This window comes from Halioxenophilus aromaticivorans, assembly GCF_042850945.1.
Taxonomy (GTDB): Bacteria; Pseudomonadota; Gammaproteobacteria; order Pseudomonadales; family Cellvibrionaceae; genus Halioxenophilus; species Halioxenophilus aromaticivorans.
Genome location: NZ_AP031496.1, coordinates 4108950 through 4134967, shown reverse-complemented (window position 1 = coordinate 4134967; position 26018 = coordinate 4108950). Strand labels below are relative to the sequence as shown.

Annotated in this window: 24 protein-coding genes; 19 read left to right on the top strand and 5 right to left on the bottom strand. The window is 50.0% G+C overall.

What is annotated here, in order from left to right; genetic code table 11:
* Positions 1 to 19 precede the first annotated feature (19 nt).
* Genes ACGHM3_RS17740 through ACGHM3_RS17720 form a run of 5 tightly spaced genes read left to right on the top strand, consistent with a single transcriptional unit; the run spans position 20 to position 4308 of the window.
* Complete coding sequence (locus ACGHM3_RS17740) at positions 20 to 1138, top strand: acyl-CoA dehydrogenase (protein ID WP_345425888.1); 1119 nt, start codon at positions 20 to 22, stop codon at positions 1136 to 1138.
* Between the two features lie 54 nt (positions 1139 to 1192).
* Entirely contained in the window at positions 1193 to 1954 is a 762-nt protein-coding gene (locus ACGHM3_RS17735; RefSeq protein WP_345425885.1) for an SDR family oxidoreductase, read from the top strand.
* Between the two features lie 57 nt (positions 1955 to 2011).
* Complete coding sequence (locus ACGHM3_RS17730) at positions 2012 to 2770, top strand: SDR family NAD(P)-dependent oxidoreductase (protein ID WP_345425882.1); 759 nt, start codon at positions 2012 to 2014, stop codon at positions 2768 to 2770.
* Positions 2771 to 2822: 52 nt separating this feature from the next.
* Entirely contained in the window at positions 2823 to 3482 is a 660-nt protein-coding gene (locus ACGHM3_RS17725) for a TetR/AcrR family transcriptional regulator (RefSeq protein WP_345425879.1), read from the top strand.
* Positions 3483 to 3540: 58 nt separating this feature from the next.
* Complete coding sequence (locus tag ACGHM3_RS17720; RefSeq protein WP_345425877.1) at positions 3541 to 4308, top strand: autoinducer binding domain-containing protein; 768 nt, start codon at positions 3541 to 3543, stop codon at positions 4306 to 4308.
* 28 nt (positions 4309 to 4336) lie between these two features.
* Here ACGHM3_RS17720 and ACGHM3_RS17715 read toward each other — a convergent pair whose 3' ends face one another.
* Complete coding sequence (locus ACGHM3_RS17715) at positions 4337 to 5374, bottom strand: NADP-dependent oxidoreductase (protein WP_345425874.1); 1038 nt, start codon at positions 5372 to 5374, stop codon at positions 4337 to 4339.
* 406 nt (positions 5375 to 5780) lie between these two features.
* On the opposite strand from ACGHM3_RS17715, the gene ACGHM3_RS17710 reads away from it, so the two are divergent.
* The 9 genes from ACGHM3_RS17710 (at position 5781) to ACGHM3_RS17670 (ending at position 13194) form a co-directional block, all read left to right on the top strand.
* Complete coding sequence (locus tag ACGHM3_RS17710; protein ID WP_345425871.1) at positions 5781 to 6590, top strand: SDR family oxidoreductase; 810 nt, start codon at positions 5781 to 5783, stop codon at positions 6588 to 6590.
* Positions 6591 to 6626: 36 nt separating this feature from the next.
* Positions 6627 to 7388 carry an SDR family oxidoreductase gene (locus tag ACGHM3_RS17705; protein WP_345425868.1) on the top strand — a complete coding sequence of 254 codons (762 nt, stop codon included), beginning with the start codon at positions 6627 to 6629 and terminating at the stop codon, positions 7386 to 7388.
* 101 nt (positions 7389 to 7489) lie between these two features.
* Entirely contained in the window at positions 7490 to 8245 is a 756-nt protein-coding gene (locus ACGHM3_RS17700; protein WP_345425865.1) for a glucose 1-dehydrogenase, read from the top strand.
* 32 nt (positions 8246 to 8277) lie between these two features.
* A complete protein-coding gene (locus ACGHM3_RS17695) occupies positions 8278 to 9063 on the top strand; it encodes an SDR family oxidoreductase (RefSeq protein WP_345425862.1) in 786 nt (261 codons plus the stop codon).
* 69 nt (positions 9064 to 9132) lie between these two features.
* Entirely contained in the window at positions 9133 to 9894 is a 762-nt protein-coding gene (locus ACGHM3_RS17690) for a glucose 1-dehydrogenase (RefSeq protein ID WP_345425861.1), read from the top strand.
* An 81-nt stretch (positions 9895 to 9975) separates the two neighbouring features.
* A complete protein-coding gene (locus tag ACGHM3_RS17685) occupies positions 9976 to 10746 on the top strand; it encodes an SDR family oxidoreductase (RefSeq protein ID WP_345425859.1) in 771 nt (256 codons plus the stop codon).
* Between the two features lie 5 nt (positions 10747 to 10751).
* On the top strand, positions 10752 to 11495 hold the full coding sequence (locus ACGHM3_RS17680) for an SDR family oxidoreductase (RefSeq protein ID WP_345425856.1): 744 nt from the start codon (positions 10752 to 10754) through the stop codon (positions 11493 to 11495).
* A 216-nt stretch (positions 11496 to 11711) separates the two neighbouring features.
* Positions 11712 to 12500 carry a glucose 1-dehydrogenase gene (locus ACGHM3_RS17675; RefSeq protein ID WP_345425854.1) on the top strand — a complete coding sequence of 263 codons (789 nt, stop codon included), beginning with the start codon at positions 11712 to 11714 and terminating at the stop codon, positions 12498 to 12500.
* 91 nt (positions 12501 to 12591) lie between these two features.
* Positions 12592 to 13194, top strand: coding sequence for a nuclear transport factor 2 family protein (locus ACGHM3_RS17670; protein WP_345425852.1), 603 nt, complete (start codon positions 12592 to 12594; stop codon positions 13192 to 13194).
* Positions 13195 to 13527: 333 nt separating this feature from the next.
* Here the strand turns inward: ACGHM3_RS17670 and ACGHM3_RS17665 are convergent, their stop codons facing one another.
* The 3 genes from ACGHM3_RS17665 to ACGHM3_RS17655 all read right to left on the bottom strand — a co-directional run bounded on the left by ACGHM3_RS17665 (position 13528) and on the right by ACGHM3_RS17655 (position 16821).
* Complete coding sequence (locus ACGHM3_RS17665; RefSeq protein ID WP_345425851.1) at positions 13528 to 14874, bottom strand: aromatic ring-hydroxylating dioxygenase subunit alpha; 1347 nt, start codon at positions 14872 to 14874, stop codon at positions 13528 to 13530.
* 63 nt (positions 14875 to 14937) lie between these two features.
* Positions 14938 to 15402 carry a VOC family protein gene (locus ACGHM3_RS17660; protein WP_345425848.1) on the bottom strand — a complete coding sequence of 155 codons (465 nt, stop codon included), beginning with the start codon at positions 15400 to 15402 and terminating at the stop codon, positions 14938 to 14940.
* Between the two features lie 3 nt (positions 15403 to 15405).
* Positions 15406 to 16821, bottom strand: coding sequence for an aromatic ring-hydroxylating dioxygenase subunit alpha (locus ACGHM3_RS17655; RefSeq protein ID WP_345425845.1), 1416 nt, complete (start codon positions 16819 to 16821; stop codon positions 15406 to 15408).
* 399 nt (positions 16822 to 17220) lie between these two features.
* Here ACGHM3_RS17655 and ACGHM3_RS17650 point away from each other — a divergent pair, with 399 nt between their 5' ends.
* Both ACGHM3_RS17650 and ACGHM3_RS17645 read left to right on the top strand, forming a co-directional pair.
* Positions 17221 to 19446, top strand: coding sequence for a TonB-dependent receptor (locus tag ACGHM3_RS17650; RefSeq protein ID WP_345425843.1), 2226 nt, complete (start codon positions 17221 to 17223; stop codon positions 19444 to 19446).
* 14 nt (positions 19447 to 19460) lie between these two features.
* Entirely contained in the window at positions 19461 to 20033 is a 573-nt protein-coding gene (locus ACGHM3_RS17645) for a nuclear transport factor 2 family protein (protein ID WP_345425840.1), read from the top strand.
* A gap of 125 nt (positions 20034 to 20158) precedes the next feature.
* Here ACGHM3_RS17645 and ACGHM3_RS17640 read toward each other — a convergent pair whose 3' ends face one another.
* Positions 20159 to 20623, bottom strand: a complete 465-nt coding sequence (locus ACGHM3_RS17640; RefSeq protein ID WP_345425837.1) for a nuclear transport factor 2 family protein — start codon at positions 20621 to 20623, stop codon at positions 20159 to 20161.
* Positions 20624 to 21240: 617 nt separating this feature from the next.
* On the opposite strand from ACGHM3_RS17640, the gene ACGHM3_RS17635 reads away from it, so the two are divergent.
* The 3 genes from ACGHM3_RS17635 to ACGHM3_RS17625 all read left to right on the top strand — a co-directional run bounded on the left by ACGHM3_RS17635 (position 21241) and on the right by ACGHM3_RS17625 (position 26016).
* Positions 21241 to 21654: a nuclear transport factor 2 family protein gene (locus tag ACGHM3_RS17635; protein ID WP_345425834.1), complete on the top strand. Its 414-nt coding sequence runs from the start codon at positions 21241 to 21243 to the stop codon at positions 21652 to 21654.
* A gap of 108 nt (positions 21655 to 21762) precedes the next feature.
* Positions 21763 to 23997, top strand: coding sequence for a TonB-dependent receptor (locus tag ACGHM3_RS17630; RefSeq protein WP_345425831.1), 2235 nt, complete (start codon positions 21763 to 21765; stop codon positions 23995 to 23997).
* A 156-nt stretch (positions 23998 to 24153) separates the two neighbouring features.
* Complete coding sequence (locus tag ACGHM3_RS17625; protein WP_345425828.1) at positions 24154 to 26016, top strand: PQQ-binding-like beta-propeller repeat protein; 1863 nt, start codon at positions 24154 to 24156, stop codon at positions 26014 to 26016.
* Positions 26017 to 26018 lie beyond the last annotated feature (2 nt).

The window sequence follows — 26018 nt, the reverse complement described above, 5'->3', positions numbered from 1 at the left end:
TAACACAGGTGTAAACGACATGCATATCGATTTTAATGAAGAACAAATTATGCTGCGTGACAGCGCAGATAAATTTTTACGTGACAACTACAGCTTTGATGCTCGTCAGAAAACAGTCAAAAGCGACGCTAACTTTAGCGCTGAAGTTTGGCAAACCTTTGCTGAGCTCGGATGGCTGGCATTGCCCTTTTCGGAAAATAGCGGCGGCTTTGGTTGGGGCGCGCTGGAACTTATGCTGTTGGCAGAGAAAGTTGGCCGCTACCAAGTTATAGAACCCTACTTAGAAACCGTAGTGCTGGCGGGTGGGTTAATAGAGGCCGGTGACAATGCCCAGCTGAAAGATACCTTGCTCAGTGGGATTATTGATGGCAGCCAGCAGGGTGCCTTTGCCTACGCCGAGCGCGGTTGTGGATTGCCATTATCCTCCGTTACCACCACAGCCAAGAAAACGGCAAATGGATTTAGCATTAACGGCAATAAGAACACTGTGTTGAACGGTGCTAGTGCTGATTTCTACATCGTAACGGCACAGCTTGAAAACACCCAGGACCAGTTGTTACTGGTGGTGCCTGCCGACGCAGCGGGACTCAGTAAAACATCCTATAAAACCTACGATGGAAAATCCGGCTGCGAGCTAACGATAAAAGACGTTGAAGTGTTGGAGTCTGCTTTGGTGGCGCCGGCGACACAAACGCAAAAGATCGTTCAGAAAGTATCGAACCAGGCCTTATTGTTCTTATCCTCAGAGGCGCTTGGCGCAATGGAGGCAGCGTTGGAGGCAACCGTAGCTTATACCGCCCAGCGCAATCAGTTTGGCCAGCCCATTGGCCGGTTTCAGGTTTTACGGCACCGAATGGCAGACATGTTTATGCAAGTTGAGCTTACGCGCTCGCTGGTGTGTGCCTGTGCTTGGCATTTGGATAGTAACAGCGAAAGAAGCGCGCAGTTTGTTGCTGCATTAAAAGCTAAAGTGGGCAGTGCAGGGCGATTTGTAACCCAAAGTGCGATTCAGCTGCACGGTGGTATTGGCGTTACCGATGAGCTCAATGTGGGCCATTTCTTTAAGCGCTTAGCCATTATCGATAACACCCTGGGTGCTCGGGATTATCACCTGGCCGAGTACGCAAAGGTTTCATAGTTGGTAGTGACTTACCAACATAATTCATAACAAAAAACATGATTAGGAGCGGCAATGGATCTTCAACTTAAAGGTAAGTCCGTACTGGTAACTGGCTCTACCAAGGGGATTGGTTTAAATATTATTACTGCTTTAGCCAACGAAGGTTGTAACGTCGGTATTTGCGCGCGCAATGCTGATGAGGTAAAGGCAACGGTTGAAAAAATGCAGGCATTAGGGGTGAAAGCACACGGTGAGGTAGTTGATATCACCGACTCAGAATCTTTGGAAAAATGGGTGGCAAGCTGCGCAGAAACGTTGGGTGGAATCGATGGCTTTGTTTCCAATGCCAGCGCTGGCGGGGCTGATGTCGAAGAATCGGGTTGGCGCCGTAATTTTGAAACCGATGTATTGGCAACGTGGAAGTCGGTTAACGCGGTCTTGCCCTATTTGGAAAAATCCAGCAGTGGTTCCATCGTGGCCTTGTCATCCACCGCTGCGCTGGAGGCTTTTGCAGGCCCCGTTCCTTTTGGCGCTATGAAGGCGGCCATGCTTAATTACATGGGTAACCTAGCAAACCAGCTTGCGCCGCAAGGTATCCGTGTTAATTCCGTCAGCCCTGGTCCTATTTTCATTAAAGACGGCGCTTGGGATCAGATCAAACAAGCTATGCCTGAGGTTTATGAGTCTACCAAGGCGGCTATTCCATTTGGGCGGTTAGGCAAAGCTGAAGAAGTATCTAGCCAAGTGCTGTTACTACTGAGTCCTATTGCTGGTTTTACCACTGGTGCGAATATTGTTATCGATGGCAGCTTCACTAAACGCATTCAGTATTAATGCACATGCGCTGCTTATAGCAGCGCTCCATCCAACCGACAATAAGAGAGAACAATAATGGTTTCCGTAGATGGAAAAGTTATTTTAATTAGCGGCGCGTCCAGTGGTGTGGGCGAACATCTCGCTGAAATGTTTGCCAAAGCGGGCGCATCCGTGATTTGCGGCGCAAGACGTTTAGATCGGCTCAACACATTAGTGGAGCGAATTGAAAGTGAGGGCGGCAAAGCCATTGCCGTGGCCATGGATGTAACCGACCGCGGCACGGTAAAGGCCGCATTTGACGCCGCCGCTGAGGCCTTCGGGGTACCCAGTGTCGTAGTCTGTAACGCGGGCGCTACCGGTGGTCAGCCGTTTTTGGAAATGCAAGAATCGGTTTGGCAGAATGTCATTGATGTGAATTTAAACGGCGTTTGGCAGGTTGGCCAAGAAGCTGCACAGCGCATGGTAGCGGCGGGTGTTGAAGGCAGTATTATCAATATCTCGTCCATCATTGGTGACCGCAGTTTTCCTGGTTTAACCCATTACGGTGCGTCTAAGGCCGGTGTGAACCAACTGACTAAGATCATGGCCCAGGAGCTGGCAAGTCATAATATTCGAGTTAATGCTATTGCGCCGGGGTATTTATTCACCGATATGACGGCGGATTACTACGAGACCGAAGCGGGTAAAAAAGATGTGGCCAGTTTGCCTTTGGGCCGTTTGGGTGTATTGAGCGAGTTAGACGGGCAAATACTGCTGTTGGCCAGTGATGCGTCCAGCTATATGAGTGGCTCAGTGTTTACCATTGATGCTGGACACTCGGTGCGGTTAGGTTAATTGATCGTGGGGTGGTGAGCCACCCCTTTACGGATCCTATACCTGAAGGGTGATGACCATCAGTAAACAAGCCATAAAAAGTGAACAGACTCGAAAATTGATTTTGGACTCTGCCATTCGCTGTTTTATTGACTTTGGCTACTGCCGAACAACCACGGCAATGATTGCTCAGTATGCGGATGTGTCCAGGGGGGCGATGATGCATCATTTTCCGTCGCGAGCCTCTGTGTTGGAGTCAACCATAGAGCACATTCATCAAATTAGGTTGGCTGAATATCGCCGTTTAATGTCCAATATCGGTGATGTGTCGGGTGGAATGACCCGGGCGGCTATTGAGCGATGTATCGAGCGGACATGGCAATATGTCAATCTACCTGCGTCCATTGCCTTTATGGAGGTGGTCACTGCGTCGAGAACCGACAAAGATCTTCAGGCGATCTTGCAGCCGTTGGTGGATGAATTCGAGCGGCATTTTTTATCGTTGATTCGGGTGCTCTTTCCCCAGTGGCAAGACAGCCAATTACTCGAGACTGCCCACGATCTAGTGCATTTACCCTTACTAGGCATGGTGAGTAGCCCGTTACAGGTGATCGATCAAAAACGGATCGACCAGGTGTTGTCCGCTCTAGCGGATAACATAGAGGCGATGTACGCCTTAGCTAATTTAAGCAGCAAAAAAGAAGAACTCACGCAAGATGTAGTAGAAGTATGAGCAAGTAGTACCAGTACAGGGATTACCCTGACATTGATAATAATAAAAGGTGACTGTGATGGCACAAGCAATGTTAGACGATTTCAAGCACGCGTTAGTAAACCAAAACCTGGCAGCAAGCGGCCAGTGTCTCGTACAAATGGCGCAGTATATCGGCTGGGACGAGGTGGCTTTTAATGCTGATATCAGTAACCACCATTTGCCGGTGGATGAAAAGGGCCAGTATTTAGCTCGCAGTATGGGCTGGTCGCCAGATATTTTAACCGAGTGGGAAAATCGACGGTTGGCGGAAGACTGCCCGGTCACCCAGGCCTGTAAGCGCACCATGGCCCCGTTTTATTGGGATGTGGGCGGCTCTGAGGCCTGGGATGTGGGCGCATTACGCGAGGAGCAAAAAAACGCGCTACGCCATTACAGTTCCTACTCCGGCGCAGGCGTTACCGTGCCTGTGCATCGCCCCCAGGGCAGGGCGGCTTACGTAACCTGGATATCGCGCTCTAAAGATCAAGCCCAGCAGCTGTATAGCGATCATCGGGATCTTTTATTTTTAGCGGCCCATTACTACGTACAGTGGTTTGATGAGCGTTACGATCATATTCAGCCTGAGAAGCCCAGCGATAAAGTGAATCTGACGGCCCGTGAGTTGGAGTGCTTAACATGGGCCAGCCGTGGCAAAACCGAAGAAGAAATCGGTATGATTTTAGGGCGCTCGCAGGCCACTTCTCGTTTCCATTTGCGTAACGCAATCAGTAAGTTAAATGCCAGCAACCGCACCCATGCCGTGGCGAAAGCCTGCAGCATGGGGCTGATAAGTTCTTGTTTCTAGAATGATCATTGTGAATCTAAAAGCCCCGCTATTGCGGGGTTTTTAGTATCACAAGGCTTTTGCCGGTATTTTTGCCTTCTAACATATCGCAAAAACTCTGTGCTGTGGCTTCCAATCCGTAGCTTAAATTTAGCGGCGCTTTAAGCAGCCCATCGTTGATCCACTGTGCCAATTGCTGGCTGGCCTGAGGGTATTGGTCCACATAGTCTGAGAACATAAAGCCTTCGGCGCGGGCGCGTTTGGTCACCAGTTGCCATAGGTTGTAAATACCCGTGTCTTTGTCAGCGTCGTATTGAGAAATGGCACCACATAAAACCAAGCGGGCGTTGAGTGCTAAATGCTGCATGATGGTATCCAGCATTTCGCCGCCGACGTTATCAAAATAGATATCTACCCCGTCCGGGGCGGCTTGTTGAATTTGCTCCAGTAAAGGCGTTGCGGATCGGTAATTAATGGCAATGTCGTAGCCGAGCTCGGTGGTTAACCATTGGCATTTTTCATCGGAGCTGGTTAGGCCTATGGTTTTACATCCTAAGATTTTGGCCATTTGCCCTACCAAGCTACCCACGCCGCCGGCTGCTGCACTGACCACAATGGTATCGCAGGCTGTGGGTTGGCCAATGCCGGTTAAACCAAAGTATGCCGTCATGCCGGATGGGCCCAGGGCGCTCAAATACTGTTCCGGTGATACGCCGTTATCAATATCGATGATGGACATTAAATCGCTACCATCGGCGATGCTGTAGTCTTGCCAAGCGGTACGCCCAACCACGTAAACCCCCGTGGGATAATCTTCGTTTAAGGAGTCCACCACCTGGCCTAGTATGATACTTTGCACGGCTTCGCCCAAGGGCATCTCTGAGAGGTAATTGTCAGATGCGCCGGCGTTCATCCACTGGCGAAACCCGGCATCCAAAGAAAGAATGTGATTGCATATTAGGAACTCGCCAGGTTTTAACGCTGGCAGCTGTGTTTCTGTAATTTCAAAATGCTCGGGCATTAAGGCGCTGTCGGGCCGGCTTTTTATTACCACATGCCGGGCGGTGATGTGCTGAGTTTTGGTCATTGTTAACCTCTTATATAACTCTATGAAATGATACGCGGAGCACTCATACCTATTGTTAACAATAGGCTTTTTTACCCTGCGCCGTGTTGTGGCTTTTAGTGTTGCTATTCGTTTTTTTTTACGGCAACATTAAAAAGACAAGAGAGATTGTTTTGTGTCTTTATTGTTGTTTCTAATGTTGGTTCTAATGTTGGTTCTGATCTTAGCTCTAAGCCGTCGAATGACTGTTACATCGATGACTTTTAATCCGAGCGAAATCACCTAGATGATACCGCTCAGACAAAATCAGTGTGCTGCTTAGCGTTATTGATGTTGGAGACTTTGTTACTGATGTCATTATTAAGCCTGCACCACAATAACAGTAAAACCCGTTAAATAATTATAATCAAATCGAGGTCTATCTATCATGAGTCTGTCTCAAGGTCGCTTACAAGGTAAAGTGGCATCCATCATCGGTGCTGCGGGTAAAGATAACATGGGGCAGGTTATTGCCCGCCGTTTCGCCGCAGAAGGTGCCAAGGTTGTTGTTTCCGGTCGCAATGAACAAGAGCTACAAGCCTTGGCTGACGAAATTCAAGGTGACTACGTTCTTTGTGATATCAGCCAAAAGAGCTCCATCAATACCATGGTGGACACCATCCTCGATCGCCATGGCAAATTGGACATTGCATTGAATTGTACCGGATGGGGCCTACTTGTACCCCTAACGGAAAATACAGAAGAAGACCTCGACAAAATCATTGGCTTGCAGTTTAAAGGTCCCTTTATGTGGCTGCAGAAGGTGGTTACAGCAATGCAGTCTACCGGTGGTTCAATCATTCAAATATCTTCGGCGACCGCCAAAATTATGTTAGATAACCACGCAGCTTATATGGGCACCAAAGCCGGTACCGACCACGTAATACGCACCGTTGCCAATGAGTTTGGTCACCAGGGTATTCGCGCCAACAGTATTTCTCCGGGGTTAACCCACACGCCTATGACATCCGATGCCATGCAAAGTAAGGCTTTGGTAGAGGAGTTCCGCAAGTGCTACCCGCTGGAGCGCATTGGCACCAGCGAGGATATTGCAGCGGCGGCGGTTTATCTCGCCAGTGACGAATGTTTTATGACCGGTGAAAACTTACAGGTAAATGGTGGTCTATGTTTACGCCGTAATCCACGCGGTGCCGAAATGCACCAAGCTATGGTGGCTGCAGGCGAAGTGCCGGCTTAACGGGTTATTAAAAGAAAAAATAGGAAGGAGATCCCTGTGAGACTCGAAAACAAAACGGCCCTGATCACCGGTGCTGCCGGAGGCATTGGCCTAGCGGCAGTGAAGCGTTTTTTACAAGAAGGCGCTAATGTGATGATGGCGGATATGGACGAAGAGCGCCTTGCCGCAGTGGCTAAAGAGCTGGCCACCGATAAGGTCGCTTATATGGCCGTGGATGTGAGCGATGAACAGCAGGTGAAGTCGTTGGCCAGTAGCACCGTCGAAACCTTCGGCGGCATCAACGTTTTTGTGGCTAATGCCGGTATTGAAGGAAAAATGGGCGAGATCATCGATTCCGACGTTGATAACCTCATGAAAGTTTTGGATGTTAACGTTAAGGGCGTTTGGTTGGGGCTGCGCTATGTTATCCCGGCCATGAAAGACGCCGGTGGCGGCAGTATTGTGATTACGTCCTCTGGTGCTGGTGTTAAAGGCGCAGCGGGCATGGTGCCCTATAACACCAGTAAACACGCGGTTATTGGCATGATGCGCTGCGCGGCCCTGGAGTGCACTAAATACAATATCCGAGTGAATACCGTGAACCCCGGCCCCATCGAAACACGCATGATGGACTCCATAGCTGAGGGGCTGGTGCCCGGCAGCGCCAACGATTTCCGTAATCAATTAGAGGCAATAACCCCCATGGGGCGTTACGGTAAGGTAGACGAAGTGGCCAACCTGATGCTGTTTTTAGCCTCTGATGAGAGCAGTTATTGTACCGGCTCTGTGTATATGGTTGACGGCGGCAACGCTACCTAGCCAACGTCTGAGAATGTAGAACCGCTGTTTTCTGCGGCGGTAAAATATCGGTCATGCTATGTGATTGGTTGAACAAATTATAACGATAACTAGGGGGCGTAATGTCTTTCGATTTTTCCAATAAAGTGGTGTTAATTACCGGTGGTGCTTCTGGCCTAGGCTTGGCGTGCGCCCAGGCCTTTTGTAGTCAGGGCGCAAAAGTAGCGATAGCGGATTTATCCCAGGAGGCCATCGATAAAGCGGTAGATACCCTGCAACAACTTAACGGCGAGGTTATCGGCTTGGTGTGTAATGTGAGCCAAGCCAATCAAGTGGACGAAATGGTCACCAGCGTAGTGGAGCAATGGGGACGACTGGATATTGCCGTGAATAACGCAGGCATTTCGTCACCGCTTAATCCGGTGGCGAAAACCCAAGAAGAAGATTTCGATCGCGTAATGGCGGTTAATCTGAAAGGTGTATGGCTCTGCATGCGGGCTGAACTACAGCAAATGGAAAAACAAGGTGGGGGTGCCATTGTGAATATGGCCTCTGCGCTGTCTACCCGGGTTTTTGCCGGAGGTTCTTTTTATGTTGCCAGCAAGTTTGCCGTTGCCGGTTTAACACGCACGGCGGCTGTGGAATACGCTGAGTCTGGCATTCGCATTAATGCGGTTTGCCCTGGCAATGTTGCAACGCCTTTAGTGGTAAACACCGTATCACCAGAAATGCTTAAAGAGCTGGCTAATGTGCACGCCATGAAACGCTTGGGAGAACCCGAGGAAATCGCCAGTGCGGTAATGTTTTTAGCATCCGATGCGGCCTCGTTTAACACCGGTACCATTTTACCCGTAGATGGGGGTTGGACGGCGCAATAGCGCGATCTCAATACAATAATAACGGAGGGGATATGAACAGGTTAAGCAACAAGGTAGCCATGGTTACTGGCGGTGCCAACGGCATTGGGGCCGGTATCGTGAGTTTGTTTATTAATGAAGGCGCCAAAGTCGTCATCGCCGATAACAACGCCGATGCAGGCAATGCATTGGCGGATTCGCTAGGCGAGCAATGCCAATATATTTACTTGGATGTTACCGAAGCCAGTGCTTGGCAACGCGCCATGCAAGCCACCGAGGAAGTGTTTGGCCCGCTGGATATATTGGTACAGAGCGCCGGTATTTCTCGCCCTGCCAGTATCGAAGATGCGAGCCTAGACGATTGGCGAGAGCACATGAAAGTCCACGGCGAAGGAGCTTTCCTCGGCTGCCGAGCGGCCATCGCCAGTATGAAGAAAAACCACGCTGGTAGCATCGTCAATATCTCTTCGGTGGAGAGTATTCGACCGGGCCCGTTATTTACCTGTTACGGTGCCGCTAAGGCAGCCCAGGATGCACTCACTAAAACGGTAGCCTTACATTGTGGCGAGATGGGCTACGATATCCGCTGTAATTCGGTTCACCCGGCGGCCACCTACACGCCGCTTTTACAGCAATACTTAGAAAGCGCACCGGACCCAAAGGCCCTGGAAAAAATCTACGCAGGTATGCAGCCGCTTAATCGCATAGCAACCGTAGAGGAAGTGGCGAATTCCGTATTGTTTTTGGCCAGCGATGAATCCAGCTTTATGACGGGCCACCAAATGTACGTGGATGGTGGTGTATTGGCCAAGCCCTATCCGTCTGGCCAGGGGGCCTAGTTTACCCGCGTAGAAAACAGTATTCGATTTCCTAACCAAACAAATAACAAAAACTGAAAAAGGTAATGTATGTCTCGTCTCCAAGATAAAGTCGCATTGGTTACCGGTGCGGCCTCGAATCCCGGCCTAGGCCGTGCTATAGCGCTTAGGTTTGCCCAAGAGGACGCCAAGCTAATCATTACAGATATCAACGAAGAAGGCTTAAAGGCGGCCGCCGAGGACATTAAGGCGCTGGGGGTAGAGGTTGCTTTTTGGCATCAAGACGTTACCTCAGAGCAGGATTGGCTCAACACTATAGAGCGTATTGAAACCCAATTTGGCCGCTTGGATGTACTGGTAAACAATGCTGGCATCGCCGTTTTACGAACCGTGCACGATATGACGATGGCCGAATACGACCGGCAAATGAGTGTCAATATGACCAGTGTATTTTTGGGCAGTAAATACGGCGTTGGCAGTATGAAGAAAACCGGCGGCGGAAGCATAGTAAATCTATCTTCGGTGGCCGGTTTGGTGGGTATCCCTGGTACCGGCGCCTACGGAGCCAGTAAAGCCGGCGTGCGCATGTTAAGCAAAACCGTTGCCTTGGAAAATGCTCGCGAAAATATTCGCTGCAATTCCATTCACCCCGGGGTGATTTGGACCAACATCCAGCAAGATGCCATTCGAGATAACCCAGAACAATACGAAATTATCAACGAATCCGTGCCCATGGGGCGCATGGGGCAACCAGAAGAAGTGGCTAATTGTGCGCTGTTTTTAGCCTGCGACGAATCCAGCTATGTAACGGGTACAGAGTTAACCGTGGATGGCGGCATGGTGGCCCAGTAAAGGATCGCAAGGTCCGCAAGTCTCGTACTGCGGTTTAAAACCTGCTGTTTGGTGCAATCAGAATTAAACTAGGAAGAAAAAATGGCCCGTTTACAAGATAAAGTCGTAGTGATATTGGGTGCCTCGGAAGAAGGCAGCATGGGGGCGGCTACTGCCAAACGATTTGCCCAAGAAGGCGCCAAATTGGTATTGGCCGCGCGCCGCTTGGATAAACTTCAGCCCATTGCTGACAGCGTTGGTGGTATCGCCGTGGCCTGTGATATTACGTCCGAAACCGATCTGCAAAACTTGGCCCAAAGCGCGGTGGAAATCTACGGTAAATTGGACATCGCCATCAATTACAGCGGCGTAAACTCATCCTCTAGTATCGATGAGGTTACCGCAGAAATTTTACAGCAAGCCTGCAACGTGCATTTTATCGGCTCAACGCTGTTTTTTAAGCACATGGGCAAATGCTTAAGCGAGGGCGGCGCTATGATCACTGCGTCCACGCTGACTGCGCTCTTGGCCCCTCCCGGTTTGTCAGCTTATGCGGCCAGTAAAAAAGCCGTGGATCAGGTGGTGAGGATTGCCGCCGTTGAATACGGTGCACGGGGCATTCGGGTAAACGCGATTGCGCCCGGATTTACCCGCTCTGCTATGACCGAGGGCTACTTTGAATACCCATCCATACCCCAGGCCTTTATCAACGAAACACCGTTAGGGCGCTTGGGCACCGTGGATGACATCGCCAACGCCGCGCTTTGGTTGGCCTCCGACGAAGCCTTTATTACCGGCCAGGTGATTGATTTATCCGGTGGCCAATCCCTACGCCGCACACCCACAGAGCAAGAGATGATGGGCGGAGCCTAACAAATATGGCGAAACTGAAGAACAAGGTGGCACTGGTAACCGGTGCTGCCTCGGGTTTGGGGTGGGCCATTGCCCAGCGCTTTGCGCAGGAAGGCGCTACGGTCATCGCCACCGACATAAATATCGAGGAGGCTCCCAGCCAAGCGGACGTCCATTTTGAGCCCCACGATGTGTGTCTTTTGGAGGATTTGCAGCGGTTGCAGGCGTTGATAGAACATCGCCATGGCCACTTGGATATATTGGTTAATAATGCTGGTATCACATTGATGGGCAGTATTGAGGACATTAGTATTGAAGCCTTTGACCGCACCTTGGACGTGGATGTGAAAGGCCCGTTTTTAGGCTGCAAAACCATGCTGCCCCTGATGAAACAGCGCGGTGGCTCTATTATTAATATCGCTTCTGTTTCATCTTTTAAACCGAAAGCCGAATTGGTCGCCTACAACACCGCCAAGGCCGGTGTTGCGCTAATGACGCAATCTATTGCACTGCACTGCGCGCAGCAGGGCTACAATGTGCGAGCCAATTACATTAACCCCGGTGTCATTAAAACGGCTATGTTAGAAAAGGTCGTCAGCCAAGTAGAAAACGGTGAAGAGCTTATGGACGGCTACAAAAAAATGCACCCCATCGGCCGTATTGGTGAGCCAACCGAGATAGGTGCCATGGCCACATTTTTAGCCTCCGACGAAGCCAGCTTTATCACCGGTTGTGGTTATACGGTGGATGGCGGCCTGGGTATTAATTAAGCGCACGGGCAAGGTGGGCAGGAAAGACGGGCAGGAAAGAAGGGCAGCCTGCAAGGCCTTTGCAAACCCTTTGTGTGCGTCGCTAAATTAAGTGGCTCAGAAAATCGAATTTATTGGTGTATCGTTTGTCTTAAAAAAGACAGTGGTGTCTTTTATTGTGGTTGAGATTTGCCGCCTTGGACACCGGCTATTTGTTTATTGAGAAAGAGGTGTAATATGAATGCTCGTTTTGCCAATAAAGCCATTATTGTAACCGGCGCGGGCTCCGGCCTGGGCCAAGCAGTGGCTGTACGATTGGCTGAAGAAGGCGCTAGCTTGTCGTTAGTCGATGTAAATAGGCAAGCGTTAGAAACCACCAAAGCGGCGATATTGGATGCCGCTCCACAGGCTGCCGTATTATTACTGACCGCAAATGTGGCCAACGAACAAGAGGTGGAGGCCTACGTTGCCGATACCGTGGCCGAGTACTCCCGTATAGACGGCCTTTACAACAACGCTGGCGTGGAGGGTAAGCAAGCGCCCCTGGCAGAATACGGCTCTGAAGAATTCGACCGGGTTATCGACATTAACCTAAAAGGCGTTTTTTACAGTTTAAAACACGTCTTGCCGCACATGAAAAGCCAGGGGTCCGGCGCTATCGTCAATGCCGCCTCTGTGGGTGGTATTAGAGCGGTGCCTAACCAAGTGGGTTATGGTGCCAGCAAGCACGCCGTAGCCGGTATGACAAAAGACGCCGCCATAGAGTACGGCCAGTTTGGTGTGAGCATCAACGCGATTGCGCCCGGTGCGATTATGACGGCGATGGTAAAAGGCTCGCTAATTCAAATCGGCGGTGAGGATGGTTGGGAAGAAGCCGGTAAACAGTTTGTTAGCGTTAACCCCATGCGTCGTTTTGGCGAGCCGAGGGAGGTAGCATCACTGGTAGCCTACCTTTTATCACAGGAAGCCGAATTTATTAACGGCGCTATTATTCCCATCGACGGCGGGCAATCTCAAGCGTATTAATGATCTCTACCTTAATAAACAGCCCGTATTCCACGGGCGGTTTATTATCAAGCTGTCCAATATAAGTCAAAAAAATAATAAGGAATTTATCATGTTCTTCTCATTGACCAAACGCCGGCGATCACTGGTGTTATTGGCTTTTCTTTCTTTTACCGCACCCATTATCGCCGTGCCAAGCCAGGCTGCGTCTGCGCACAACTCATCGTTGAAACAGAAAATGGCTGAGACCGTTGCCACACAGAAAATCGAATACTTACGTCGGCAATACGCCAGAGCTACGGATTTGATTGGGCTGAATACACCCGAGGGAATTGCCCAGGGCCGCGCGCTATATCAGCGAGTGTTTACACCGGATGCAAAAATTCGCACCGTGGATGGCGGTGAAGTGGGCTTTGAAGCCCAGGGTCCAGATGCATGGGTGGATGTGGCCGCAGGAGCATTGAAAGTATTTGCCAATACCCAACATTTGATCGGTACTCAACTGGTCACCATAGAGCAATTACCGGATAAAAAAGGGCAGGGCGGGCAAGCCTCTATGAGCAGCTACCTACAAGCCTGGCACGATGCGCCGGGCGAAAAGCTGGATATATTTATTGGCGTTTACCACGATAAAATGCAGTACACCCCAGGTGTTGGCTGGCAGATTTACGATATGACGCTAGAAAAAATCTCCGGTGAAGTGGTTGAGAAGTAAGTTTACATAGCAAAAAAATAACTTGTTCGATATTCCGTCGATTAAATACCTTAAAAAATAGCCTATCGATTAAGCCAGTGGCGGAAAAATTGGTTTAAGGCGATACTGAAAACGCTACAGATCACCGCATATTACCCAAGCCAGAATGCAACCATAGGCTGCAGACTGCTTGGGTTTTTTTATGGTTTTTGTTTCTATGTAATGTTTTTTACGTGTTCATTTTTATCTATTTTCTTTTTATGTGTTTTTAGGGGCATAAAAAAAGGGTACCCAATGGATACCCTATAAACACCAATGCAGCACACTCGCTTGGTAAGGAATACTATTAAGAGACTACTCTTTCGCCATATAGTCGTTCAATACCTCATGGAAGTGTTGAACGCGTCGCTCTTGGTGAGGCATATAAAATTGCTGGAAACCTGCCGAGGACAAACCTTCCTGTTGCATCTTAGCGATACTCAAGTCTTCATCTGCGGTGGTGCCCAGGCTCTTTTCACCGTACATCACCACCTCATGTTCAGCGTCTTCTACCGGTAGATCTGGGCCGCCGGCGGGGGAGGGAGTTTCTGTTTGACCTTCAATTTTGTGCACCATCCACCAGTGATCAAACAGGCAGCGCTGTGGGTCGCCGGAGGGGTGAGGCCTTGGACGTAACAATTGCGCGCCATCGGGGCCTACGGTAATTACGGTGTTGGGGAATATGTTATAGATTACATAGTCGGTAAATTGATAATCGGCGTATTCTTGATAGTGGTTGTAACCCTTGGATTGACCCAGTTCGCGCTTGGAGCTTTGAATCGCCTTGCGAATAAGGGGGCGGTTCTCGTTGGCTTTAAAGTCATCTGGGTTAAGGTCCCACTGACGCATAATCGCCGCCAAGTGTTCGCCAATATGCTCTTCGGTGTGCAAAATCGACGGGTTATGTGAGGGGAACCAGCCGCGGTTATGCCCGGTGTCCATTAAGTCGAACTGGCAGGCTTTGTAGTTGGCTTCAATATAGGGAATAAGGCCCGGGTGTAGTACCTGTACGTGGTAGGCCTCGTTAAAATTATCGGTGATAATTTTCCAATTGCAGGGGCTGTCTGCGGTGATGTTGAGGACTCGAATCATGTCTTCAATGTGGTACGAATCTAACTCGGTGACGATTTCTTCACCTAAAAACGATTCCAAAGACTCGGCGCTTTCATCCATGTTAATCCAAACCATACCGAATAAAATACGGCATTGTATTTGTTTTAACCGCTTTTTACCGCAGGGGCCGCCTTGGGGGTAGTCCTCTTCGTTTGGCACGTAGGATGTGACGCCCATTTTATCGAATTCCCAACCGTGATATGGGCAGGAGAACTTTTGTGCAAAGCCTTCCTCAGCACTGGTAATGCGTGTGCCGCGATGGGGGCAAGAGTTGTAAAAGGCTCGCACTTCGTTGTCGTCGCCACACACCACAATAATGGACTCGTGGCCCAAATCTACGGTGATGTATTCACCCGGCTCTTTAACATGGTATGCCATGCCGGCTAGGTTCCAGGTGCGCATCCAAACCTTACGCCATTCTTGTTTGGCGTAATCGGCATCGATGTAGCGGTCTGCGGTAACGCCGTCGCCTCTTAGGGTAGGCTCCGGTTGTTTTTCAGGTTTGTCTAGGTCAGGGGCGAGCGTATACGCTTTTGCGGTTTGTGACATGTTAGGCTCCTGCGGTTGTTATTCCTGCGTTAGTTATTATTGGGCCTCGTAAAATCAATGAGGTTAATTATTAAAAATTTTGCTGGGGTCGTCGGAGGTGAGTAACTCCTGAATTTCAAACACGTTGCCGTCTGGGTCTCTGCCGTAGGTGGCTTTTACCGTGCCGAAGTCTTGTGGTGGCGTGTGGAAGGTGACACCGTGTTTGACCAAATCTTCATAAACTTGCTCTATATTGGTTACATCCAAGCACAAATGGGTGTGGCCGTGGTTAGCCACCGGCCGGTTTGGGTCCATGGGTTCCGGTGTGGGCGTTTCAAATTCAAATAATTCTAGGCAAATATTGCCCAGCTTTAACATGGCCTGGCGAGCGCTGGAATCCTTTAATCCCAAAACCTGATTTATGGCCTGGATACCTACGGGCCAGGAGGTTTGTGCTACTAACTCAAAGCCAATGGCATTTTGGTAAAACTCAGACAACCTATCCAATGATGGCGTGGATATCGCCACGTGGTGAACTCCGCGAATCATGATTTAACCTCGTTTATTATTAGCAATGTATTTATCGATGGTTTGATGGAATTGGCGTATGCGAACCTCTTGGTAATTGCCCAGGGTTTGGCCGGGCTTAAGGCTGGCTTTAAATCCGCGTTGTTGCGCTATTAAGTTCCCGGTGTCCTGGTCGTAAATGGTCGCCAGCCCTGGGTCAAAGCCCGGCACATCGTGGAACGATTGGTGGTAGTCTAATTCGATGGGTTCCGGCGGGTCGGGGCGCTCGCCATTTTCGGGTACCGGTTGTAAATAGAGTAAATCAAAAATCGTGGTATCCGGATCAACCCCGTTAGGGCGGAAGCGATAAATCATCGGGAACAACAGCGATGGGAAAATACAGGTGTTGGGAAACATACTGTATTCGATAGCGTCAATGGTTTCGGTGATAGACAAGTGCGAAAAATCTCGTTGATAGGCCTCACCCAGCATGGATTTTAAATGCTCAGAGAATACTTCTCGCGCCTTACCGCCCTCGGGCACCATTAATTTATTGCTCTGCTGGCCATCTTCACCCACGCCCTCAACCACGCCTTCTGCCAGTAGAGCATCCAGTATTTGTTGTTCGGTGTGTTGCTCTTGTAGGTGTGGGCTGGGAAAACCAACCAGATGCACAAAGCGTGATACGTGGTCGCCGTAAACATCGTATTGACTGTTGGCATCGCCCACCGTGGCCACCCCTTGTGGGTGGGTCTCTAATACGTGGTAGGACTCTAAAAAGGCCTCTAGGCAAGCTTTCCAGTTGGCTGGTAGCTTCTTGCGGATATGCATGGCGGTGAATTTGTTTTCTAGCTTCCAGTTGCTAAAGTGCTCTGGCAATACGCCCATATATTCGTGTAAAGGCACCGCGTTTATATCGAAGTTAATAAAAACAAAGCCTCCCCAGGATTCCACTTTGAGTTGGGGGAGATTGAAATCTCGATATTTAACGTGTGGGAAATCCCAATCGCAAGGCACATCTTCTAGCGCCCCATCCAGATTCCAAGTGAAACCGTGGAACGGACAGCGCAAGTTCGGTGAGCAACCAGAACTGCCGGCGGGCTTTAGCTGGGTGCCGCGGTGTAGACAGGCATTGGCGTAAGCTTTTATGGTGCCTTCATTGTTGCGTACTATGAGTACAGATTTGTCGCCTATATCGTATACGGTGTAGTCACCTGGTTCTGGGATTTCGTCCTCCCGGCAGGCCCATTGCCAGGCTTTAAGCCACACATGTTCCATTTCTTGCTGGAAAAATTCCGGCGACGTGTAGCGCTGAAATGGAATATCTTCGTCACCTAAAAACTCGTAGGTTTCTTCGAGTATATGTTCAGGGGCACCGTCGTTGTCGGCGGCAATGATATCTCGGGTACTGTGGCCCGGGCAGCGAGCGCTACCGGGTTTAATCGGGGACTGAGTTGTCACGATCCGTTCACTCCAGATAAGGCTGTTTATTATTGTATTAGGGCAGCGTTGGGTATTGCTGCGAGATTCTGACCTAGAATATGACGCGCTAGCTAAGAGCTTAATGCCAGCGTGAATGGTCAAGGTATCACTAGTTAAAAAATAAAACAATCAAAACTGACTGTAAAATATTTGACCGGTCTACGGTGGCTAGAGTCGAATTAAGCGTGCTGTAGGGCTGTTACTATAGGTAACTTCAAATCTACCTTTTTTACTAGGTTTAGCATTTGATTACTTGCCTAGATAATGTTTTGAGCACTTATTAAAGACGTTAAGCTGTCCCGCAAACGGCAGGGAAACCGGTTAAGGGTGGCGTTGTAAAATAATTAATAAAAAATAAACCAAACATAAGGGTTAGCTATGAACTACGCTCCCGATTTCTCCATAGGCCGTTCCGGCCCACACAAAGCTCGAAAATTAATACCCCATTGTTTTGCTCAGGCTATTTTTGTTCCGGCCACCTTTGTTTCGGCAACCTTGGCCACGCTCGCAATTCCAACCGTGGCTAGCGCAGCGTTAGAAGAAATTATCGTTACCGCCCAAAAGCGCGAAGAGAGCTTGCAAGAAACGCCGGTGGCGGTAACCGCTATGACGGGCAATATGTTAGAGCGTGCATTCGCCGCGGATCTGCGCGATATCAGTGGCACGGTACCGAGCCTTGTGGTTACCAATGTGGTTAACGTCAGTATGACGGCGGCGGTGAGTATCCGCGGCATTGGTGTGCAAGAGGCCGATGGCTTTATAGACCCGTCTGTTGGCGTGGTAGTAGACGGTGTGTATCAGGGGAGTAACACCACCGCACTGTTGGATCTATTTGATATTGAACGGGTGGAGATATTGCGAGGGCCGCAAGGTACGTTGTTTGGTGCCAATACTATTGGCGGCGTTATCAATGTGATCACCAAGCAACCCACAGGTGAGCTCAATGGCCGTGGCCGGGTGACCCTGGGAGACTATGGCCGACAAGATGTGGCTGCGGCCATAGAGCTGCCGTTGTCTGATTCGGTATCGGGCAAGATCGCCATGATGCGCAAGTCTTTTGATGGCTTTTACAAGGATTGGCAGTCCGGTGATGATCTCGGCGCACAGGAGGTTACCTCGGGCAGGGGGTATTTAAAATTTACCCCCAGTGAGGTGTTTGATGCAACGCTTCAGCTGGAATATGGTCGGGGCCGTAACGACTCGCCCATGGTGGTAAACCAGTCGGACCCGGGTATGGCGTTGTATGTGCCTGAATACTCGGTACCTATGAGTGACGTTAGCTTTCGTAGCTTTAGCCAATTTAACAATTTCTCTAATTTCGACATCGAAGGCGCTACCTTAACCATGAATTGGGCGATGGCCGGCGCTGACTGGGTTTCCATCACCAACGGTCGACAGTTCACGCTGGACGAGTGGACCGATCAAGACGGCACACCTGTGCAGCTCTACAGCACTCGTCGCATCACCGATAATAAACAATTTTCACAAGAATTACGGGCCAGCTTTACGCCAACCGATGCTACCGAGCTAACGACGGGCCTGTATTATTTTAATCAAAATTGGCAGTTAGGCAGCACCAGCGCGGTGGATGCCTTTGGCCCAGGTTTGGTGTTGCTGGCCAACCCGGATCAAGACGATCAGGCTTGGTCGATTTTTTCCCAAGGCTACTGGCAGGTGGCAGACCAGCTGCGCTTGCAAGCCGGTATTCGCTACACCTGGCAGGAAAAAGAACTCAGTTTGGTCAATGAAACTCAGTTTTCCGGCGTATCTTTAGGATTAACCCCGGCCGCAAGTAAAGACGAGTGGGAAAACCTAGGCTGGCGTCTGGGCTTTGATTGGACGTTATCCGATAATGCCATGTTGTACGGCTACCAAGCCCGGGGATTTAAATCCGGCGGTTTTAATGCTCGGATTACCTTCCCTGAAGATATTGGCCCGTATGACCCAGAAATCGTGGATACTTGGGAGTTGGGCTTAAAGGCCGACTGGCTAGAAGGGCTGCTGCGTACTAACCTGGCACTATTTTATAATGATTACCAAGACCTACAAGTGGATCAACTGGCATACGTAGGTGCCACGCCGGTAACACGGGTGGAGAACGCGGCCAGTGCGGAAATATCTGGCGCCGAATTGGAAATGGTATATTTGCCAACGGAAGCGTTAACGCTGAATGCCTCATTGAGTTATTTAGATGCGAGCTACGATAATTTTGAATTCGATTTAGACGCAAATCCCGCCAATGGCCAAGAGGACGCATCCGGTCTTAATCTGCGCAATGCGCCAGAACTTCAAGCTTCTTTAGGTGCGGCCTTGGAGTTTGGTTTGGGCCCAGGCACAGGCACTTTTAATTTGGTATGGATGCACACCAGTGAGCGTGATACGGATACGCGAAACCATCCCATCGGTCGAATCGACGCGTTAGACTTACTAGACGCTAGTATTCGCTGGCGCGCCAACGACGATCGCTGGTCGCTGGCCCTGCGCGGGAAAAATATCACCGACGAAAAATACCGGGCATCTGGGTTTTATGCTCCGGGCGTTATGAATTTTGCCTCCAATGGCCCCAGACGAACTCTGGCCTTAGAGGTAGGATTTAATTTTTAACTAAGAGATTTTGTATGGCACATTCTTCTAATTCCGGTTCTGAAACATCCCAGGCGCTAACTCAAGAGGCGTTAACCCAAGAGACATTAACCATAGAGGCGGTAATTGCAAAGCAAGCAATTCACGATCTCAACGCTCAGTACTGCCGCGCGGTGGACCGCTGCGACACGCCACTGATGCAGTCCATTTGGCACCCGGATGCCACGGTGGATGTTGGTGTATTTGCCGGCGCTGCCGCAGATTACGCCGAAATTATTACCCAGCCCAACGATGTAATGGAGCGTAGCTTCCACGCGATTACCAATGAGTTATACAACATTGATGGTGAAACGGCAGAGGGGGAAGCCTATGTGACTGCGGCAGTAACCTTAATTGAAGATGGCGAAAAGGTAGAGCGCTTGGTGGGTGGGCGCTACGTTGATAAATTTGTAAAGCACGACGGCCTATGGAAGTTTTACCACCGTTTATTTGTGGTGGATTGGTCAAACACATTTAATAGCGAGCAGGTTTGGCGCGATTCGGTGTTTGCGATGTTTACCAACCATGGTAGCCGTGGCAAAGAAGACTTGAGTTATTCTCGATTATAAATTCATCGTTTATAAGTTCATCGATTGTAAGTTTCTCGTTAACAGAGAGGCATCCTTTCCAGTCTCCAATACCATAAGTTACCTAATGGCTGGGAGGTTGCCCCTGCAACCTCCGCAAGCACTCGCTAACCTTCTAAAGGCATTAGCGCCATCCCTTTGAAACGCGACATTCTCCAGCGTCCATCTTCGTACTGCATATCCAGGTGGTATTGCAAATAAAACAGTACATCCTCTCCTTGCTTAGTCTTACCCATGCCTATTACATGGGTGCGGCATTTGGCGGTGTTGTCAGTTACGGAATCCAGTTTAAAATTGGTTGCGTAGTGGGCATGATGCGTCATGCTGTCAAATACATTGCTAAAAAAGTCCCGCAGGGCAGGCTTGCCGGTTAACGTGGGGTAGTTAATGCCGGACATATCAAATACGGCGTCTTCGGTAAAACAATCTAAAACCGCCTCAACGTCATTCAGGTCGTCCACTGCAATTAAGTAATCCGTTACTACTGCTTGTATGTTTTGATGGTTTTCCAGCCGTTGAAGCCTGTGCAGTAGCTCGCTGTTGAGTTGGTCCTTACTGGTTGTATTGGTCATAAATGCTCCTTTTATTATTTCGAATAGTTATTGGTTTCCGGTTGGTCGGATTAAGCATCGAGTTATCTGCCTGTAGCTAATGCTCGCAGGGCTTCGGTAGAACGGATTACCGCTTTTGGCCTTTGCGGTTAGCGTGTGGTATTGCTAGTAAGCGTTCGGTTTAAGTTTGTCGGTATGCTGGTAGATTAAAGACAGCCAGGTATGTTTATATAGGCCTTCGGTCTTTCTCGTATTAGGCTAATTTATCCGATGTATTAGCTCACACTTCTACCTAACAAAATGGGGAGTAGCAAAGACTAGGTAATTCGGTTGCAATAAGGTGTATTAAGGCCCAATTACGTTAACTATAAGTGGGCAGTTTGTTGGAGTTTAAGGCTATTCTCAGTTGCTCTAAGCGTAATCCGAGAACCGTAACCCCAAAGCCAAAACATAGTGCTTACGGTTGGTTTTTTGGGCTGCAATGCAGGCGCTGTAATGTAGGAGTGACATGTTCGGCGCAACGAGTGATATTGCTGTATTTGACCCTGTGCACAGGTAAACAAATATTGCCCAGGAAGATAGACTCTACTGTGCAAAGCGCAGTAGAGAATAATAAAAGATAAAGCGAGGAGCGTTTCATGTCGTTTTCTGGATCCACAGAAGATCGTTTGGCCATTAGAGAATTGCTGGATATCTACGCCGATGGCGTAAACCAGCGCAGCGCCGATATTTGGGGTAGTACCTGGGCAGAGGATTCCGAATGGAATCTGCCAGTGGTGCCGGGTATGGAAGAAATCAAGGGTAAGGCCAACATCGTCAATGCCTGGACCCAGGCCATGGAGCATTTTCCATTTGTGTTTATGATTCAATCCGCGGGCTCTATCGATATTCAAGGTAATACTGCGACCATGCGCAGCTATACCTCTGAAGTTGCCGTGTTAGCTGATGGTACAGAGCTACGGCCTAGCGGGCAGTACGATGATAAGTTGCAACGCATCGACGGTCAGTGGTTGTTTGTGCAGCGCAGTTTTCAGTCGCTACACGGGGAATAAACTTTGCAGCAGCCCGCTGTGAGGGCGTTTTTTTAAGACTTATAAAAACAATCAAGTCTGATTAAATAATATCTGATCAACAAAACAATAAATAATAATGAGGATCACATGAACACAACCAGTAACCATCGAAAAACAACGCTTTGCCTGGCGTTAGCAACTCTGGCTACCTCAGGTGTTGCGGTTTCTAATAGCGTAGCGGCCCAAGGTATGACTCTCGAAGAAGTCGTCGTTACCGCGCGAAAACGAGAGGAAGGCATGCAGGATGTGCCTGTTGCAGTAAGTGCTATCTCAGGCGCTGATATCGAAAACTCTTATACGCTGGATGTGACTTCCATATCGCAGTTCGCCCCCAATGTTATTCTCGACACCATCGAAGCAGGTACGCCAGCCGGCGGCGGCTTTTCTGTTCGTGGTATCAGCTACCAGGACGTTGAAAAAGCCTTTGACCCAACGGTTTTAATTGCCGTTGATGGTGTGCCCCTAGCAACCGGTACCGGTAATGTCTTCGATTTGATCGATATTCAGCGCATTGAAGTTCTGCGGGGTCCGCAGGGTACGTTGTTTGGTAAAAACGTGGTTGGTGGTTTGATTAATATTATTCGTACCAAGCCAGAGCTGGATCAATCCTTTGGTAAGGTGCGTGGCCGTTTAGGCGCCTATGAAAAAGCCGACTTGGATTTGTTGTACAACTACGGCAGTGATGACTGGGCAGTAAAATTAACTGCCTCCAGTTTGAACCAGGGGGAGGGCTATACTAAGAGCCGTCTCGGTGGCGAAATGAGTAAAAAGGATACCACCAGTGCTGGTGTGCACTTCCTATGGCAGCCGGTGGACACCTTTACCGGAGAGCTGGATTTTGGCTACAGCAATATGGAGGGTAAAACGGCGGCGGTGTTAGCCACGTCTACCGCCGGCCAAGATGCCTTCTGTACCTTCTACAGCTTGTATGGTTATTCCTGTAATGATCAGTCCGGCGAACCCATTGGTGGGGATCGGCTGAAAAACGACGCTAATTGGATTGGCGATGTTGGTTTAGAAAAAATACAGGGCACGGCTCGTATGAGCGTGGAAATCTCTGACGAATATTCGTTAACTTACATCGGCAGCTTTTTAACCGCAGACGATGAATACAAAGCCGATATGGACGGCATCGGCGCTACGCTTTACCACGTTAGTCGCTGGGGCGATTACGAACAAAGCACCAACGAAATTCGGCTTTCCCGGGACGCCGGGGATGCCCTCACTTGGCAAGCGGGTTTGTTCTCATCTTCCGCAGACGCCACGACTTTCCAGCTGACCCAAGCGTTTAGCGACGTTTGGACACCCCTGGAAGACACCGTCACCAGTGGTGAATCCCAGTCCATCTTCGCAGAAGGTGACTACAGAATGATGGACGAGAAGCTAGTTTGGACGTTGGGCGCTCGCTACATCACCGAAACCAAACGCATGAGCCGTACTGTTACCGACCCAGGCACAGGTGCGGTGTTGGCCGGCCCCAACGCCGGTGGAGACAGAACAGATAACGACTGGATCTATCGTTGGGGTGTGCGTTATGCCTTCAACGACGATGCCATGTTGTACTTTACCAATTCCACCGGCTTCCGCAGTGGTGGTTTCTCTCCGCGAGCTTCCACGCCAGATGTGCTAGGCGAAGGTTTCGGCCCAGAGACACTTACCAACTACGAATTAGGCGCAAAAACAAACTGGCTGGATGGCAAGTTGCAGCTTAATGCTACCTTGTTCCATATGGTATATGACGATATGCAAATCGAAGTATCCATACCCGCGCCAAACCTCGCTACGCAGAATCAGTTGGCCATTCGTAACGTGGGTGAGGCTGAATTCAGTGGCGTGGAATTGGAAATGCAAGCGGTGCTTACGGATTTTTGGCGGGTTAGCGGTAACGTCGGGTTTTTGGATGCACAGTACAATGAATTTGAGGCCGACATCTACGGTGACGGGATTATTGCCGACGAAAGTGACCTGGATTTACGACGAGCGCCAGAGCTGACCTATTCCTTGCAATCTGTCATGGAGTTTCCGGTTGCGGATGCCTCTGTCATGTGGCGCTTAGGGTACAGCTGGCGTGACGACTATGAAGGCACGCTAACCAATCACCCCGGCTCCACGGTTGAGGCATTCGGTTTATTGGACAGCAGCCTTAGTTTCGAGATGGAAAAATGGAAGGTCGCTATTTTTGGCCGAAACCTAACCGATGAAGATGCCTACTCACACGATTACGTGGTATCCCCCTCCAGAACCGGCGATACCTCTTTCTGGCGATTCTCCATACCTCGCGCGCCAAGAGAGTACGGCGCCGAAGTGAGCTTCAATTTCTAAATGCGATAGTGAACAACAATGCCGTGATTTCACGGCATTGTTGCTTTTTACTTGTACGTTGTTTTCACCTTTCTGGCTCGACCTAAGCGAGTCAATGTTTGTGCCAATATAATAATGAAAAAAAATGCGTTACTACGGGTTTGTTGGTTTGCAGGGTTGAATTGCTTAGTGGGCATTTGGCCGGCGGCGTTTGCTGAAAAGATCAACACCAACACGTCTTTGTTGTCGCCGGAGGCTCTAGCCACCGGTGAAGAGGTTTATCGCACTGTGTGTGCTGCTTGCCACGAAACCGGAGTGCCCAAGGCGCCGGTTAAAGGCATGCTAGGCTTTATGTCCACGGCATCGATTTATCATGCATTAACCGAAGGGGTGATGGCGCCGCGAGTTCCGCAATTAAACCTGCAGCAAAAAAAGGCCGTTGCTGAATACTTAACTGGCCAACCCTTATCCACCGAAAAGCCCAAAGCCTTCCCGCAATGCCAGGGTGAATCCGCCCAGTTTGACGGCGCCCAGGTGCCAGCAGTGGTGGGTTGGGGGGCGCAACCGCAGAATACCCGAGTATTTGATGCCGAAGCCACAACCATCAACCCCAGCAATATTCAACAGCTCGATGTTGCCTGGGCGTTTGGTTTTCCCGATGCCGTTAGAGCGCGATCTCACCCGGCCATTGGCGGCGACGCGGTCTTCGTGGGCAGCCAGGACGGGCGAGTATTTGCCCTGGATAAAACCACCGGCTGCGTGCGTTGGAGCTATCGCGCCAAGGCCGAGGTGCGTACTGCTATTATTTTAAGTAGCTGGGATAAGAACGACAAAACTGCGCAACCGGGGCTGTATTTTGGCGATTACCTGGGCAACGTTTACGCGTTAGACGCACGTACGGGTAAGCTACGTTGGCAGGTGCGGCCGGATGCACATCCCAGCGCCACCATTACCGGTTCGCCCACGCTGTTTAAAAATCGGCTGTATGTTCCTGTGTCGTCTTTAGAGGTACTTGCCGCCGCCGACCCAGACTACGCCTGCTGTACTTTTCGGGGCTCCGTGGTGGCCTTTGATACGGCAACCGGAGAAAAGGTATGGCAAACCTACACCATTGCTGAGCGACCTAATGTTAGAGGTAAAAACAGCGCTGGCACCGACCGAGTGGGGCCTTCTGGAGCGCCTATTTGGAATAGCCCGGCCACCGATGCAAAGCGAAACCAATTATTAGTCGGCACCGGAGAAAACTATTCCCGGCCCACCACCGAGACCAGCGATGCCATCATCGCAATGGATTTAGATCAGGGTAAAATTAACTGGGTGTTCCAAGCTACCGCTAACGATGCCTGGAACAGCGCCTGTGAAATGGCCGACCAAACTAACTGCCCGCAACCGGTAGGCCCGGACTACGACTTTGGCGCTCCGCCTATTTTGGCAACCCACAGCGACGGCAGCGAACTGGTTTTAGCCGGCCAAAAATCCGGCATCGTGTGGGCGCTGGCACCGGATACCGGCAAACTCCTATGGCAGCGGCAAGTCAGTAAAGGCGGCTTGGTAGGCGGCATTCACTTTGGAATGGCTGTGAGCGGCGATACGGTTTTTGTGCCTATTTCAGATGCTCAGGAATCCCAGCACCACGCTCCTCGAAAACCCAACCCAGGATTGTTCGCGTTGGATATAAAAACCGGCCGTTATCAGTGGCAGTGGCACGCCGTTACCGGCGTTTGCGGCGATAAACCCTATTGCATGCCCGGCAATGGCGCTGCAATTTCAACCACACCCGAGCTGGTATTTGCCGGCAGCTTAGACGGCTATATTCGCGCCCATGATACCCGCACAGGCAAGGTATTGTGGCAATTTAATACCGCCAAAGATTTTACCACCGTTAATGGTGTAAAAGCTTTTGGCGGTGCCCTGGAAGGCGGAGCTTCAGCGGCCTTGGATGGCGACATGATGTTTTTAAATTCGGGTTACTTCTTTAACCCCTATATGCCCGGCAATGTCTTTATTGCCTTTAAATTGGCCGAGGCACCAGCCCTATAATC